Below are 15,068 nucleotides of genomic sequence, written 5' to 3'. Positions count from 1 at the left end.
TCCCAAAGACCAGGGCAGGTTACTCACGTGTTACTCACCCGTTCGCCACTCGAGCACCCCGAAGGGCCTTTCCGTTCGACTTGCATGTGTTAAGCACGCCGCCAGCGTTCGTCCTGAGCCAGGATCAAACTCTCCAAAAAAGAATCCAATCAACTGGCATATCAAATATGCCACTCGGCAACCAGGCCATCCGACGAGGAAAGACCCTGGCCACCACCAAAACAATGGCACCAACAAAAACAACACACCCTGTTGAATTCTCAAAAAACAAACACACACCGTCAAAAACCGCTTGTATTCTGCGGCCCTCGATCGGGGCAACTGTTTAACTTTACCTAATCGGCCTCATCGCGTCAAATCCGAATTTTCGTGATCTGCAGCTCTTTGTACCGTTTAGGCGCTCCAGCGCGCATCACTGTTTCCAGTGAGTTGAGCGGGATTTTGCCAGCCATCTGCTGGCTCGGAGAACATTACGCGGATGCGGCCGCCATAAGCAAATCGGCGAACCGCGACCCACGTCACACCAGCTCGACGCCAGCGATGTTCTTCTTTCCACGCCTTAGAACGAGGAATTTGCCGTGTAGTAACGCGTCCGCGGAAACAACAGCGTCCCCATCGGACAGTCGCTCATTGTTGAGGTAGGCACCGCCTTCGGCGACGGCCCGCCGGGCATCACCCAAACTGGACGCTAAGCCGGACTCTTTGAGCAACGTGGCGACGGTCCCTAGTTCGTTCACTTTGACGAGGCCCGCCTCTGACAGGGCGGCACCCAAAGTGGACGGTCCGAGGTCGGTCAGGGCTCCCCTGCCGAACAGTGCCTGCGAGGCGTTGATGACCTGCTGGGTTTCGTCCTTGCCGTGCAGGAGCGTCGTCAGCTCTTCGGCAAGTGCCTTCTGTGCCGCACGCGCGAACGGCTTCTCCTGCGTCTCACGTTCAAGTTCGAGGATCTCTTCGTGCGAGCGGAAACTGAACTTCTTGATGTACGAGATGACGATGCGGTCGTCGGTGTTGAACCAGAACTGGTAGAACGCGTAAGGGCTCGTCATCTCGGCGTCGAGCCACAGCGCATCACCCTCGGACTTGCTGAACTTGGAGCCATCGGCCTTCGTCACGAGGGGCGTGGTGAAGGCATGAACCGGCCCCGCCCCACGGCGGCGGATGAAATCGACCCCGGCCGTGATGTTGCCCCATTGATCAGAGCCGCCGAATTGCAGCTTGCAGCCGTAGCGCTCGTGCAGCTCGTAGTAGTCGTTGCTCTGCAGCAACTGGTAGGCGAACTCAGTGAAGCTGATGCCGGACTCGAGCCGTGCCTTGACGACATCGCGAGCCAGCATCTTGTTGACCGGGAAGTGCTTGCCTACGTCGCGGAGGAATTCGATGACGGACAGTGAGCCGGTCCAGTCGAGGTTGTTCACCATCGTCGCGGCGTTAGGCCCATCGAAGTCGAAGAACGGCTCAACTTGGCCACGAATCTTCTGCACCCATCCGGCCACGACTTCTGGCGGGTTGAGGGTCCGTTCACTGGACTCGCGAGGGTCACCGATCTGTCCGGTGGCACCGCCGACCAGGAGCAACGGGCGGTGTCCAGCGAGCTGAAAGCGGCGAGCGGTGAGCACCTGGGTGAGGTGTCCCAGGTGCAGGCTTGGTGCCGTCGGGTCGAAGCCCACATAGAACGTCAATGGCCCGGCCGAGAGATCCTTACGGAGCTCTTCCAGGCCAGTGGAATCTTGAAGCAGGCCACGCCATTGCAGGTCATCGAGAATGTCGGTCACGCGATGATTCTCCCCTATACCCCCACCGCTCGCGCATCCGGTTAACCCCGCCTATTGTCCATGTCTATGGCCGAACGCGAGAAGGTCGCTCATTTACTCCGCCGGGCAACTTTTGGCCCGACCGCGGAAGAGGTAGATGAGGCCGAGCGAGCCGGGTACCAGGCGACAGTCGATCGTCTCGTCAACCCACCCGGGGCAGATGGCGCCCCTGCGGCACCTGTGCTCGCCAACCTAAACAAAGATCAGCAGATCCAGCGGATCACCGACTGGTGGCTGGACCGCATGGTCGCCACGGCACATCAATTCCCCGAGAAACTTGTCTTCTTCTGGCACGGCCACTGGGCCACCAGTGTCGAAAAAGTGGACTCAGCACCGCTGATGATGCAGCAGCAGAACGTCTTCCGGCAGCTCGGGCGCGGTGACTTCGCCCCGTTCGTCAAGGCGATGCTGCGCGACCCGGCGCTGGTCCTCTGGCTCGACGGGCAGCGCAACACCAAGAGAGCCCCTAACGAAAACTTGGCCCGTGAGCTGATGGAGCTGTTCACGATCGGCATCGGCAACTACACCGAAGCTGACGTGCAGCAGGGTGCGAAGGCACTGACAGGCTGGACGGTCAATCGCGGGAACGGGACGGTAAAGCTCGAACCTTCCCGCTTCGACTCAGGTGAGAAAACGATCCTGGGGCAGAAAGGCAAGTTCGACGCCGACGGTTACACCGACCTGCTCATGGCACAGCCCGCGACAGTGAAGTTCCTGGCTGACCGTTTGTGGTTCCGGTTCGCTTCCGGTGAACGGCCCGCCCCCGAGGTCGTCGACCGGATGTCCAAGGCCTACGGCGCGAATAGGGACTTGAATGCGCTCACGGCCGCGATGTTGCGTGACCCGGCTTTCCCGGCGACGCGGGGACAGCTGGTCAAGCAGCCGACGGAGTGGGCCGTGGGTGCCATGCGTCAGCTGGGCATTCGCCCGTCGAGTTTCAACGATGCCGACCGCAAGGCTCTGCGCGATGGGCTCAACGGCATGGATCAGCTGCTGTTCCATCCACCGAGCGTGGGTGGCTGGCCCGATGGCGGTGCCTGGCTAACGACTTCGTCGGTGCAGGTGCGGTTGCGTGTCGCCGAGCTTCTCGTCTCCAAGGCGGCGGCACCGGCGATCGAGAAACTGAACGCCGCACCGGAGCAGGGCCGTATGGAGGCTCTCGCCCGTCTGCTCGTCGTGGACATGTGGACCCAGCGGACCCGCCAGGCCCTGTCCGAACAAGCCAAGGATGCCAGGAGATTGCTGGCCCTGGGCTTGATCAGCCCCGAGTATTGCGTCCACTGAGGACAACAGGAGTATCGCGATGGATTCGATAACCCGGCGCAAGTTCCTCGTCACCAGTGGTGTCACCGGTGCTGGCGCGTTAGCGGCCGGCATGACGGCGTACTCGGTGAATGACATTCTCGCCACGGCGGGAGAGCGCACCGAGACGACTGGCCCGGACAGCAAGACCCTCGTCATGATCACCTTGTACGGCGGTAACGACTCGCTGAACATGATCGTCCCGTTCGCGGACAGTGCCTATCACGACGCCCGTCCAGAGCTGGCTTACAAGGACACGGAGGTGCTGAAGGTCAGCGACTCGGTGGGCTTGAACCCGGCGATGAAGGGCATGCACCGGCTGTATGGCGAAAAGCGAATGGCGATCGTGCGCTCCGTTGGGTACCCCAAAGCGGATCGTAGTCATTTCCGGTCGATGGACATCTGGCACACCGCGAACCCGAACCAGCCCGGCAACACAGGCTGGCTCGGCCGGTGGCTGGACACGGTCGGTGGTGACCCGCGCATGGCTGTCTCCTTCGAAACCGTGCTGCCACCGCTTCTGGCGGGCGCGCTGAGCGCTGGCGCCGTGGTGGGGCAAAACGGAGTACGGCTGCCGAAGAATCTTCCTCTCAAGACGGTCAGCGCATTGGGGCAGGCCGCCGCGGGCGAGTCGATTCTGCAGGCGCGTGCCGCCGCTTGCTTCGCCGATCTGGCCAATGTGGACACGTTCATTCGTGACGTCCGCGAAAACGATGAAGCCCAAGCAGGACAAGCCCAAGCCCGAGCCACTGGTACGGGTGGAGGCAGCGCCCTGAACAATCAGCTGAGCCTGGTCGCGCAGTGCATCGAGGCCAAAGTGGCCACGAGGGCGTTCTCCGTGTCACTGGGCGGTTTCGACACTCACGCCGATGAGAAGGCGCCGCATCAAGGGCTGCTCGGCATCCTCGACCGGTCGGTGACCGCGTTCCTGGACCGGGTGTCCAAGACGGAGCAGGGTAAGAACGTCGTCGTCGCCATCTATTCGGAGTTCGGCCGCCGCGTGCGGGCGAACGCTTCCGACGGCACCGACCATGGTGCCGCGGCTGATGTCATGCTGCTCGGCCACTCGCTCAACGGTGGTCTTTACGGCGAAGCGCCGAACTTGAAGAAGCTCGACGACGGAGACGTCAAGTACAGCACCGATTTCCGCGACATCTACGCGACGTTGTCGGAGAAGGTGCTCAACGCCGACCCGGCTCGCGTGGTGGATGGCTGGAAGGGCCGCCTCAACGGGCTGTTCGCGTAGCACTGACGGTTGGCTCGCCCGCAAGCCAGAAGCGCCACGGGCGGGCCACCTCTTTTCTGATGCCAATGCGTGGGCCCGATAGCACGGCCGTAGATGCGGGCTCAAGCGAAAGGCGCACGGGCGAGTGCGCGTCGAGCAGGTTCGCGCCGTTGGCCGCGGCGTCGAGTCCCAGCGCTTGAGCGAGGCGGGCTGGGCCACGGGCCAGATCGCGGTCCTTGTGCCCGGCGCGGCGCGAGCGCGCTAAGTCAAGCCCGTCAACGACTTCGCCGGCTCGCAACAGCACGGCCGAGGCGGAACCCTCCGGTCCACAAACGACATTCGCGCACCAGTGCATGCCATAGGTGAAGTAGACGTAGAGGAACCCGGGCGGGCCGAACATGATGCCGTTGCGTTTGGTCACTCCCCGGTGGGCGTGTGAAGCTTCGTCTTCGCCAAGTCCGGCGTAGGCCTCGGTCTCGGTCAGCCGGATCGTCACGCCGTTGCCGTGAATCAGGCTGCCCAGCAGACGTTTCGCGGCCTCGTCGACCGGCCCTTGAAGAAACTTCACGCCAGCAAGACTAATTCACTTGCCGCGGCGGGCCGCTGACGAACAGGGTGGTTCGGTGACCCGACAGCCCTGGCCCCTTGGCTCCCTCCTGCTGCTTTGCGCGGGCATCTTTCTTTCCGTCACGACTGAGCTGGTGCCCACAGGGCTGCTACTGAGCATGAGCCGTGATCTGTCGGTTTCGCCCGCGCAGATTGGCCTGCTCGTGACGGGGTATGCGGTCATGGTCGCGTTGTTCGCCGCTCCCCTGGGCACGCTGACGGCCCGTTTGCCGCGGCGGTTATTGCTAACGGCCGCGCTCGCTTCGTACGCCGTGAGCAATGCCGTGATGATATTCGCGGAGACCTATTCGATCGCGGTGGTGGCACGGCTGATCGGCGGTCTGACGCACGGTCTGTTCTGGGCGGTGCTCGGCGGTTACGCGGCCCGGCTCGTGAGCCCGGAGCGGGTCGGCAGGGCGATCACCATCGTGTCCTCTGGTGGTGCCGCTGCGGTGTTGATAGGTGTACCAGCCGGGACATCGATTGGCGTCGCGGTGGGCTGGCGCTATACGTTCGCGGGACTCGCCGTGTTGGGGGTAGTCCTGGCGTTGCTGGCACAGCGGTTGCCTGAGGTCCCCGGCAGCACCGCGGCCGTGCGCACGTCACTGCTGGAAGTGGTGCGCCTGCCCGGCTTTCCAGCCATCGTGGCGACCACAGCGGTCACGATGCTTGGGGCGTTTACGTTTTCGACCTATACCGCGCCACTGCTAGCGAATGCGGGGCTCAGCGAGGCGCAGATCGCTCCGGTCCTGATGTGCAGTGGACTCGCTGGCACCTTGATGCTCCCGGTCACCGGGTGGCTCGTGGACCGGTGGCTGCGCCAAGGCATGCTCACCGGAGCCGCCCTGATGACGGGCGCACTGGTATTGCTGTCTATTGGCGGGCGGTCGGCGATCGTCGCGATCGCGGCGGTGACGATGAGTGGCCTGGCGATGGGACTGCTGCCGGTGCTGTTTCAGACGGCGACCTTGCGCACCGCTCCGGATCACACCGAGCAGGCGTCCGGGGTCAACGCGAGCGCCTTCAACGTCGGCATCGCGGGCGGTGCCACCATTGGCGCTCTCACACTCGACCACGTGGGCATTGAGGCCGTACCCGTCGTCGGTGCTGTGCTCGCCGCGACTGGCCTGATCGTCTACCTAACGGCTGGCCGCACCAAGCAACCAGCGCTCGGTTTGGGCCGGGCGGCGGGAGGGTAGCCGCCCGGCGGTCTCACGTCAGGACTTCTTCCAGGCCTTCAGCTGTTCCTGCACGGACACCAGCTGATCCGACACCGGTCCCGGTCCCGTTGAGCCAGGGGTGGTGCGGGCGGACAGGGCACTGCGGACGGTCAGCACGTTGCGCACTTCAGATGTCAGGTGCGGGCTGACCGACAGCAGGTCTTCGTCACTGACTTCGTGCAGTTCACACTCGCGAACCGAACAAAGCGCGACGAGCTGTCCGGTGATCTCGTGCGCGTCGCGGAACGGAACGCCTTGGCGCACCAGCCAATCGGCCACTTCCGTCGCGAGCGAAAAGCCGACCGGCGCTGACGCGGCAAGGCGATCCACACGAACCGTCATGGTCGCGATCATGCCGGCCATCGCGGGCAGCACGAGGGCCAGCGTGTCGATCGCGTCGAACACCGGCTCCTTGTCTTCCTGCATGTCTCGGTCATAGGTCAGCGGCAGGCCCTTGAGCATCGTCAGCACGTTGACCAGGCCACCGATCAGGCGGCCCGCCTTACCCCGGGCTAGTTCGGCGATGTCCGCGTTCTTCTTCTGCGGCATGATGCTCGAACCCGTGGCGAAGGCGTCGTCGAGTTCGACCCAGCCGAACTCATAAGACGTCCACAGCACGATCTCCTCACCAAGACGCGACAGGTGCACACCCAAAAGCGCTGTGATGAAAAGGAACTCGGCCACGAAGTCGCGGTCGGACACCGCGTCCATCGAGTTGGCGAACGACTCCCGGAACCCGAGTTCCTTGGCTACCGCTGGCGGGTCAAGCGGCAAGCCCGAGCCCGCGAGCGCGCCAGCGCCCAGCGGGCTGACCGCGGCACGCTTGTCCCAGTCCTGCAACCGATCCAGGTCACGCAGCAGCGGGTGCACGTGCGCCAGGAGCCAGTGCCCGAACGTGACCGGCTGAGCGTGCTGCACGTGGGTCATGCCGGGTGCCGGCGTGTCCACGTGCAAAGCGGCCTGCTCGGTCAGCGCGTCAGCCAGCTCGACAATCGCCTGGCGCAGCTGCAAAGCGTTGTCGCGCATGTAAAGCCGCAGATCCGTGGCGACCTGGTCGTTGCGGGAGCGGCCCGCGCGCAGCTTGCCGCCCAGAGCACCGAGGCGCTCCAGGAGACCACGCTCCAAAGCGGTGTGCACGTCTTCGTCTTCGATCACGGGACGGAAAGTTCCGGTCTCCACCGCGATATCCAGATCGTCAAGCGCCGCGAGGATTTGGCCGAGCTCATCCGGGTCGAGCAGACCCGCGCTGGCCAAGACCCGGGCATGTGCTCGCGAGCCCGCTATGTCATACCGGGCGAGCCTCCAGTCAAAGTGGACACTCACCGACAGGCGGGCCAGCGCCTCAGCAGGCCCGCCTTGAAACCTTCCGCCCCAGAGCTTCATTACTTCGCGTCCCGTTGTGCTGCCAGCCGTGAGGGCAGGCCCCACAGGTCGACGAAGCCCTTGGCCAGAGACTGATCGAACTTGTCGCCCTCGTCATAGGTCGCGAGGTCGAAGTTGTACAGCGAGTCCTCGCTGCGCCGGCCAGACACGACTGCCCGTCCACCGTGCAGCGTCATGCGAATCTCACCGGACACATGCTTTTGGGTCTCGGCGATGAACACATCCAGCGCCTTGCGCAGTGGGGAGTACCAGAGGCCGTCGTAGACGAGCTCGCCCCACCGCTGGTCGACGGACTTCTTGAACCGGGCGACATCCCGTTCCACCGTCACGTTTTCCAGCTCCTGGTGCGCGGTGATGAGCGCGATGGCGCCGGGCGCTTCGTAGATCTCGCGGCTCTTGATGCCGACGAGACGGTCTTCCACCATGTCGATGCGGCCGACGCCCTGAGCACCGGCACGCCGGTTCATTTCCACGATGGCCTGAAGCGGGGTGACGGTTTCGCCGTCGATCGCGACCGGGATGCCCTGGTCGAACGTGATCACCACTTCGTCCGGGTCACGCTGAAGCGCCGGCGAGGCCGTGTAGGAGTAGATGTCCTCGATCGGGCCGTTCCAGATGTCTTCCAGGAAGCCGGTTTCCACGGCCCGCCCGAAGACGTTCTGGTCCACCGAATACGGGCTGCGGTGCGACACGTCGATCGGCAGGCCCTTGCTCTCGGCGTATTCGATGGCCTTGTCCCGGGTCCACGCGTAGTCACGGGCGGGCGCGATGACCTTCAGGTGCGGGGCGAGCGAGCCGATGCCGACCTCGAAGCGGACCTGGTCGTTGCCCTTGCCGGTGCAGCCGTGCGAAACGATGGTGCCACCGTGCTTGCGGGCCGCTTCCACGAGGTGCTTGACGATCAGCGGCCGGGAAAGGGCGCTCACCAGCGGGTAGCGGTCCATGTAGAGCGCGTTGGCGCGAACCGCGGGAAGGCAGTATTCGGCGGCGAACTCGTCGCGCGCGTCGACCAGCTCGGCTTCGACGGCGCCACAGGCGATGGCCCGCTTGCGAATCTCTTCCATGTCTTCGCCACCCTGACCGACGTCGACGGCGACGGCGATCACTTCGGCACCCGTCTTCTCGGCGAGATACGGAATGGCGACCGAGGTGTCGAGCCCCCCGGAATATGCGAGAACTACCCGGTCAGTCACTTTCTTGCGCTCCTTCATCAAGGCCGGCCCATCCGGCTAGTTTCTCTGCCAGTGCCTCGCCGCCCAGTGGCTCGCGGGCAAGAACAAAAATGGTGTCGTCGCCGGCGATGGTGCCGACGATTTCTGGTACTCCAGAACGGTCTATGGCGCTAGCGAGGTAATGCGCCGCACCGGGCGGCGTCCTCAGCACGGCCATGTTTCCACTGTGATCGGTGCTGTTGAGCAATTCGCGCAGCAGGCGGATCAGCCGCGTGGTGCCGGTTTCGGCGGGGCGCAGCGCGCGGTTGCCGTCTTCGGGGATGAGGTAGACCCCACCGACCTTGATGGCCCGCAGCTCTTCCAGATCACGCGACAATGTCGCCTGGGTGACCTGGACCCCTCCGGCGGACAGCAACTCGCCCAGCTCGGTTTGCGAGCGCACCGGCTGAGACCGGATGAGCCCTTCGATGCGAGCGTGCCGTGCGACGCGAGTTAGTGGTGCTGTCATGCCTTTACTGTCCAATCAGGAACGACAACAGCGCTTTTTGCGCGTGCAGCCGGTTCTCGGTCTGGTCAAAGACGACGCTTTGCGGGCCGTCCATGACTTCGTCGGTGATTTCCTCACCGCGGTGGGCCGGAAGGCAGTGCAGCACGATCGCGTTCGGCACTTCCTTCAACAAGGCCCCATTGATTTGGTACGGAAGGAACGGCGTGATCCGGTCGATGCCATCGTCTTCCTGGCCCATCGACGTCCACGTGTCCGTGGCGACGACGTCGCATCCGGCGACCGCCTCCCACGGGTCCACGGTCACCTTGACCGAACCACCCGTAGCGGCGGCGATCTCGCCCGCCCGCGACACGATGACCGGGTCAGGAGCGAAGGCGGTCGGTGCGGCGATGCGCACGTGCATGCCCGCCGTCGCCCCGCCGAGGAGATAGCTGTTGGCCATGTTGTTGGCCCCGTCGCCAAGGTAGGCAAGGGTTTTGCCCGCCGTCGAGCCCAGGTGCTGGCGGACCGTCATCAGGTCGGCCAGAAGCTGGCACGGGTGGAACCCGTCCGTCAAAGCGTTGATCACCGGGACGGTGGCGTAGTCGGCGAGCTCGGCGATCCGTGTGTCTTCAAACGTCCGGATGACGATCGCGTCGACGTAACGGGACAAGGCACGGGCGGCGTCGGCCATCGACTCACCCCGGCCGAAGTGGGTCGATCGCGCGTCGACGATGACCGGGATCCCGCCCAGCTGAGCGATGCCGACCTCGAACGACACCCGCGTGCGCAGGGAAGGCTTTTCGAAGATGACCGCGACCGCTTTGCCGCCAACGGTTCCAGGCGCCATCGTTAGCACCTGCTCCTGTTCGGCTGGAGTCAGGTCATCGTCACGCAGAAAATGTCTAATCACGACAGAACTTCCGATAGGGCGGCGATGAAGGCGTCAGCCTGTGCCGTGGTCAAAATCAGCGGCGGGGCGAGCCGGATGACGTCGGTCTGCGCGTTGTTGACGAGGAACCCGGCTTCCACTAGCGCGGCCTTCACGTCCAGCGCGATAGGTGCCGTGAGCACCACGCCCAGCAGCAAACCCGCACCCCGCACCTCGGCGACCTGAGGCAGCCCGGCGATCCCCCGCCGCAGCCGCTCCCCGATCCGCTTGACGTGGTCGAGCAGTCCGTCGGCGGCGATGGTCCGCAACACGGCGAGCGCGGCGGCACACGCGATCGGGTTGCCCCCAAACGTCGTGCCGTGCTGACCCGGCTTGAACAAACCAGCCGCGCCACCGTCATTCGACCGGGCGAAGGCACCGTCGGAGAACGCGATCATCGCGCCGATGGGCAGGCCTCCGCCGAGTCCTTTGGCGAGGGTGATGACGTCGGGTGCTACGCCTTCGGCTTGGTGCGCGAACCAGTGGCCGGTCCGGCCGATGCCCGTCTGCACCTCGTCGAGCACGAGCAGGGCACCATGCTGGTCGGCCAAAGCCCTTGCGGCAGCGAGGTATCCGGTCGGCGCTGGCACGACACCCGCTTCACCCATGATGGGCTCCAGGATGATCATGGCGGTTTCGCTCGACACCGCCGCGCTCAATGCTTCCACCGAGCCGTAGGGAACGTGCGTCACGTCCAGAGGCAGCGGCTTGAACGGATCCCGTTTGGGCGGCTGCCCGGTCAGCGCCAGCGCACCCATGGTCCGGCCGTGGAACGCTTGTTCGGCAGCCACGATCTGCGTACGGCCGGTCAGCCGCGACAGCTTGAACGCGGCTTCGTTGGCCTCAGCGCCGGAGTTGGCGAAGAACACGCGGCCGGGGCGGCCCGTCAAGGCGAGCAGAAGCTCGGCCAGTGCGACGGGTGGCTCGGCGGCGAAGAAGTTGGAAACGTGGCCCAGCTGAGAAATTTGCCGGGTGACCGCTTCGATGACGGCCGGGTGCCCGTGCCCGAGCGCGTTGACCGCGATGCCGGAGAGCATGTCCACATAGGACTTTCCGCTCTCGTCATAGACCACGGCGCCGGCTCCGCTCACGAGCCCGATCGAGGGGGTGCCATAGGTGTTGGCGACGACCTGCTCCCACCGTTCTACGAGATCGCTCATGACGTCACCACCGTTCCCGTGGTAAGGCTGCTGCCGACCAACGCTGACGTGACACCACCGCGCACCGCGCGCAGGCAAGCTTGCATCTTGGGCACCATGCCTTTCTCTAGGCTCGGGAGAAGTTCTTCAACACCAGCCGCGGAAATCTCCGCGACCAGGCTGGAGCGGTCTGGCCAGTCGCTGTAGAGCCCTGGAACGTCGGTCAGCATCACCAGTTGCTCTGCCTGCAAAGCGACGGCAAGGGCAGCGGCGCCGGTGTCGGCGTTGACGTTGTGGGCGATGCCGTCCTTGTCCGGCGAAACCGTTGCCACGACGGGGATGTAGCCTTCCCGCAGCAACGACAGCACGACCGACGGGTCGATGACTTCGATGTCGCCCACGAGACCGATGTCTGGCGTCATGCGCACAGCGGTGAACAAGCCCCCGTCCTCACCCGACAGGCTGACCGCCTTAAGACCATGCAGATTCAGTTGCGTGGCCACATCTTTACCGGTCGCCAGCAGCACCATCCGCACGAGGGCCATCATCTCCGGCGTGGTCACCCGCTGGCCGTCGCGGAACTCGCTGACGATGCCGAACCGGTCGAGCATCGCCGAGATCTGCGGACCGCCGCCGTGCACGATGACGGGAAGCTCGCCGAGCTTGCCCACCGCGGCCGCGAACGCCGAAGGGTCCGCCATCGCATGCCCGCCATACTTGATGACTCTCATGACGAGTACGCCGAGTTCTCGTGCACATAGGCGTGCGAAAGGTCGTTGGTCCACACCGTCGCGCTCGCCGCGCCCGCGTGCAGATCGACCGTGATGGACACCGCCTTACCGGACAGGTCCACTTTGGAGCGATCCTCAGCGGCCGCGCCGGAGCGGCAAATCCAGACACCGTTGATGGCGACGTCCAGCTCGTCAGCCTCAAACACCGCCGACGTCGTGCCCACGGCCGCCAGGATGCGTCCCCAGTTCGGGTCGTTGCCGAAAAGCGCTGTCTTCACCAGGTTGTTGCGGGCGATGGACCGCCCGACCTCCACCGCGTCGGCTTCCGACGCCGCGTTCACGACCTCGATGCCGATCGTTTTGGTGTTGCCTTCGGCGTCGGCGAGCAGTTGCTGCGCCAGCTCGTGGCACGCCTGTGTCACGACGGCTGTCAGCTCGTCGACCGACGGCGAGATACCAGAAGCGCCGGAGGCCAGCAGCAGGACGGTGTCGTTAGTGGACATGCAGCCGTCGGAGTCCAAGCGGTCAAACGTCACCCGGCACGCCTCACGGAGCGCGTTGTCGAGCGTTTCGGCGTCGGCGACCGCGTCAGTGGTCAGCACACAGAGCATCGTGGCCAGCGAGGGAGCCAGCATGCCCGCGCCCTTAGCCATGCCGCCGACTGACCAGCCCTCACCTCGTACCCACGAAGTCTTTGCATGGGAATCGGTGGTCATGATGGCCTCTGCGGCGGCTTGGCCCCCGGCCTTGGCCAGGGTTTTCACGGCCTGGTCCACGCCGGGCAGCAACTTGTCCATCGGCAGGCGTTCCCCGATGAGCCCGGTGGAGCAAACGGCGACCTGCCCGGCACCCATGCCGCCGAGGCGCGAGGCGACGTATTCAGCGGTGCGGTGCGTGTCCTGGAACCCGGCCGGGCCGGTGCAAGCGTTGGCACCGCCCGAGTTGAGGATGACCGCGCGCACGGCCCGTCCTTTGAGGACCTGCTGGCTCCACAGCACCGGCGCGGCTTTGACGCGGTTGGCGGTGAAGACCGCGGCGGCGGTCGCATCGGGGCCCTCGTTGACAACGAGAGCGACATCAGGATTTCCCGAGGCTTTCAGCCCGGCCGCGATGCCGGATGCCTTGAAGCCCTTGGGTGCGGTCACGCTCACGGAAATACTCCGAAGACAGACAGGCCGGAAGTCTCCGGCAGCCCGGACATGACGTTGGCGCACTGAACCGCCTGGCCCGCGGCGCCCTTGCCTAGGTTGTCGAGGGCACTGACCACAATGATCCGGCCGCTATCCACATCGACGGTGGCTTGCAGATGAGCACTGTTGGAACCCGCGGTGGCCCCCGTGTGCGGCCAGGAGCCTTCGGGAAGCACCTGCACGAACGGTTCGCCCGCGTAAGCATCGGCGAGCACTTCGCGGACAACTCCGGCGGTGATGTCGCAACTGGACCGTTTCGCGGTCACGGTCGCCAGAATCCCGCGCGGCATCGGCGCCAAAACCGGTGTCATGGAAAGGCTTCGCGCCCCGGTCGCCTGCTTGATCTCGGGCACGTGCTGGTGTGCCCCGACTTTGTACGGCGTGAGATCGCCCATGATTTCGCTCGCGAGCAGATGGGTCTTAGGCGACTTGCCCGCGCCTGACGTGCCGCTCGCGGCCACGACGACGACATCCTCGGCCTCGGCGACACCGCTGGCGATCAGCGGTGCGAGAGCGAGCGTGACGGCGGCCGCATAACAGCCGGTATTCGCGACCCGCTGCGCGTTAGCGATCTGCTGCCGTTGCCCGGGCAGCTCCGGCAAGCCGTAGGCCCAGGTGCCCGCGTGGGTTCCGCCGTAGTACTGCTCCCATTGCCCGGGGTCGCTCAGCCGGAAGTCCGCGCCGAGGTCGACGATCTTCACGCTGTCGGGCAGTTGCGCGGCGAGCGCGGCCGACTCCCCGTGCGGAAGGGCGAGGAACACCAGGTCTGCCGTGGCCAGGAGAGCCGGATCCGTCTCGGCCAGAGTCAGGTCAAGAGCGGCAAGATTCGGGTGTACGCGGTAAAGCGGCTGGCCAGCCTGAGAGTGTGCCGTCGCATAAGTCAGGTCGAACTCGGGATGACCGGCGAGGAGCCTGAGCAGCTCACCCCCGGCATATCCGCTGGCACCGGCCACCGCGACCCGGATTCCCATACCTACCTCCGCATAATCATTCGCTCAGTAAGCATACGGTTGAGCGCATGACCATGCAAATGAGTTCCGCATCACTCATGTCGCGCCTACACTGCTTCCGTGCGTACGCCCTGGAAATCGCCCATGGTCCGGGTCAAGTGCGGTCAGGTATGGCACGAAGTCATGATCGCGCCGCACGGCCTCGCGACCCTGCATACCGACGAAGAAATCCGGTGCGAAGTAGCCCTGTCAGCCCTCGGCGGCTGTTTTCGCGCTCTATCAGGTTGGGCGACCGGCGTCGGCTGGCTTCCGCGTGAACTGCGGCGCGAGCGCAATAACTTCTTGTCCCTGGCGGCGCGAGGAAAGGTGTTCGAGCTTGAGTGCCTGGTCGCGGACGGCTTCGATCCAAGGGTCCGCGGGTTCGGCGGGCGAAGCGCGCTGCATTACCTGGCGGCGCTGCGGGAGGCGGAAAGTTTGCCGTGGTTGCTGAGCTTTGGGCTCGATGTGAATCTGCGAGACACCGAAGGGCGGGCTCCGCTGCACATGACCGGTAACTTGCGCAAAGCATGGACGGTCCGGGAGCTCCTTAGCGCAGGAGCCGACCCGCGCCTGACCGACCATCGTGGGGAGACGCCATTGCAGCGGTTTCGGCGTGCGTGGACGGTGCATTACGGAGCTGACCCCGAGGCCGGGCGTTTGCTAGCGTCGGCGACCGGAGCGGGGCGGTAGCGCAGAGGTCGACGCGCCTGCCGGCAAAGCAGGAGGACGCCGGTTCGAATCCAGCCCGTCCCGCTCTCCCCACGCTGTCGTAAGCGTGCGGTACGCTCGCGCGCGGCGAGGCTGTAGCGCAGAGGTCGACGCGCCTTGACTGCAATCTGGAGGACGCCGGTTCGAATCCGGCCGGTCTCGCCCCTACGGATC

At 64.9% G+C, this 15,068-nt stretch carries 14 protein-coding genes, 2 tRNA genes and 1 rRNA gene; 6 read left to right on the top strand and 11 right to left on the bottom strand.

Translation table 11 applies throughout. The features are described 5' to 3' along the window. Together A3E1_RS0107075 and tyrS are read right to left on the bottom strand one after the other, a co-directional pair. Positions 1-140, bottom strand: a 16S ribosomal RNA gene (locus tag A3E1_RS0107075); the annotation flags it as partial. A 378-nt stretch (positions 141-518) separates the two neighbouring features. Next, the gene (tyrS, locus tag A3E1_RS0107065) at positions 519-1,772 is read right to left on the bottom strand and encodes a tyrosine--tRNA ligase (RefSeq protein WP_020520051.1); all 1,254 of its coding nucleotides are present in this window, start codon (positions 1,770-1,772) and stop codon (positions 519-521) included. 66 nt (positions 1,773-1,838) lie between these two features. Between tyrS and A3E1_RS0107060 the strand changes: the two genes are divergently transcribed. Both A3E1_RS0107060 and A3E1_RS0107055 read left to right on the top strand, forming a co-directional pair. Continuing rightward, the gene (locus A3E1_RS0107060) at positions 1,839-3,095 is read left to right on the top strand and encodes a DUF1800 domain-containing protein (protein ID WP_020520050.1); all 1,257 of its coding nucleotides are present in this window, start codon (positions 1,839-1,841) and stop codon (positions 3,093-3,095) included. A 19-nt stretch (positions 3,096-3,114) separates the two neighbouring features. Further along, on the top strand, positions 3,115-4,359 hold the full coding sequence (locus A3E1_RS0107055; RefSeq protein ID WP_020520049.1) for a DUF1501 domain-containing protein: 1,245 nt from the start codon (positions 3,115-3,117) through the stop codon (positions 4,357-4,359). Here A3E1_RS0107055 and A3E1_RS0107050 read toward each other — a convergent pair. After that, positions 4,340-4,906 carry a DNA-3-methyladenine glycosylase gene (locus A3E1_RS0107050; RefSeq protein ID WP_020520048.1) on the bottom strand — a complete coding sequence of 189 codons (567 nt, stop codon included), beginning with the start codon at positions 4,904-4,906 and terminating at the stop codon, positions 4,340-4,342. The two genes, A3E1_RS0107055 and A3E1_RS0107050, sit on opposite strands and share 20 nt — an antisense overlap. Positions 4,907-4,961: 55 nt before the next feature. Between A3E1_RS0107050 and A3E1_RS39310 the strand changes: the two genes are divergently transcribed. Next, positions 4,962-6,143, top strand: a complete 1,182-nt coding sequence (locus A3E1_RS39310; protein ID WP_157631344.1) for an MFS transporter — start codon at positions 4,962-4,964, stop codon at positions 6,141-6,143. 18 nt (positions 6,144-6,161) lie between these two features. On the opposite strand, the gene argH is transcribed toward A3E1_RS39310, so the two are convergent. From argH to argC, 8 genes are read right to left on the bottom strand one after another with little or no spacing between them, the layout of a single operon-like run. After that, entirely contained in the window at positions 6,162-7,547 is a 1,386-nt protein-coding gene (argH, locus tag A3E1_RS0107040) for an argininosuccinate lyase (protein ID WP_020520046.1), read from the bottom strand. Further along, positions 7,547-8,740, bottom strand: a complete 1,194-nt coding sequence (locus A3E1_RS0107035) for an argininosuccinate synthase (RefSeq protein WP_020520045.1) — start codon at positions 8,738-8,740, stop codon at positions 7,547-7,549. Before A3E1_RS0107035 ends, argH begins: the two co-directional genes overlap by 1 nt. Next, the gene (locus A3E1_RS0107030; RefSeq protein ID WP_020520044.1) at positions 8,733-9,227 is read right to left on the bottom strand and encodes an arginine repressor; all 495 of its coding nucleotides are present in this window, start codon (positions 9,225-9,227) and stop codon (positions 8,733-8,735) included. The genes A3E1_RS0107035 and A3E1_RS0107030 overlap by 8 nt, the downstream gene beginning before the upstream one ends. A gap of 4 nt (positions 9,228-9,231) precedes the next feature. Next, positions 9,232-10,119 (bottom strand): ornithine carbamoyltransferase, encoded by an 888-nt coding sequence (gene argF / locus A3E1_RS0107025; RefSeq protein WP_020520043.1) that lies wholly within the window; start codon positions 10,117-10,119, stop codon positions 9,232-9,234. Beyond that, a complete protein-coding gene (locus tag A3E1_RS0107020; protein ID WP_020520042.1) occupies positions 10,116-11,297 on the bottom strand; it encodes an acetylornithine transaminase in 1,182 nt (393 codons plus the stop codon). Before A3E1_RS0107020 ends, argF begins: the two co-directional genes overlap by 4 nt. Further along, positions 11,294-12,007 carry an acetylglutamate kinase gene (gene argB, locus A3E1_RS0107015; protein ID WP_083929375.1) on the bottom strand — a complete coding sequence of 238 codons (714 nt, stop codon included), beginning with the start codon at positions 12,005-12,007 and terminating at the stop codon, positions 11,294-11,296. The genes A3E1_RS0107020 and argB overlap by 4 nt, the downstream gene beginning before the upstream one ends. After that, a complete protein-coding gene (gene argJ / locus A3E1_RS0107010; RefSeq protein WP_020520040.1) occupies positions 12,004-13,158 on the bottom strand; it encodes a bifunctional glutamate N-acetyltransferase/amino-acid acetyltransferase ArgJ in 1,155 nt (384 codons plus the stop codon). The genes argB and argJ overlap by 4 nt, the downstream gene beginning before the upstream one ends. Continuing rightward, positions 13,155-14,168 (bottom strand): N-acetyl-gamma-glutamyl-phosphate reductase, encoded by a 1,014-nt coding sequence (gene argC, locus A3E1_RS0107005; RefSeq protein WP_020520039.1) that lies wholly within the window; start codon positions 14,166-14,168, stop codon positions 13,155-13,157. Before argC ends, argJ begins: the two co-directional genes overlap by 4 nt. A 99-nt stretch (positions 14,169-14,267) precedes the next feature. Between argC and A3E1_RS45580 the strand changes: the two genes are divergently transcribed. The 3 genes from A3E1_RS45580 to A3E1_RS0106990 all read left to right on the top strand — a co-directional run bounded on the left by A3E1_RS45580 (position 14,268) and on the right by A3E1_RS0106990 (position 15,056). Next, entirely contained in the window at positions 14,268-14,876 is a 609-nt protein-coding gene (locus A3E1_RS45580) for an ankyrin repeat domain-containing protein (protein ID WP_157631343.1), read from the top strand. After that, a tRNA-Cys gene (locus A3E1_RS0106995) sits at positions 14,867-14,939 on the top strand. Before A3E1_RS45580 ends, A3E1_RS0106995 begins: the two co-directional genes overlap by 10 nt. A 44-nt stretch (positions 14,940-14,983) precedes the next feature. Continuing rightward, a tRNA-Cys gene (locus A3E1_RS0106990) sits at positions 14,984-15,056 on the top strand. Positions 15,057-15,068: the final 12 nt, after the last annotated feature.

Origin of the sequence: Catelliglobosispora koreensis DSM 44566, from assembly GCF_000379685.1 — a bacterium.
Taxonomy (GTDB): Bacteria; Actinomycetota; Actinomycetes; order Mycobacteriales; family Micromonosporaceae; genus Catelliglobosispora; species Catelliglobosispora koreensis.
The sequence above is the reverse complement of the archived record's forward strand: the minus strand, read 5'-3'. Positions and strand labels throughout refer to the sequence as shown.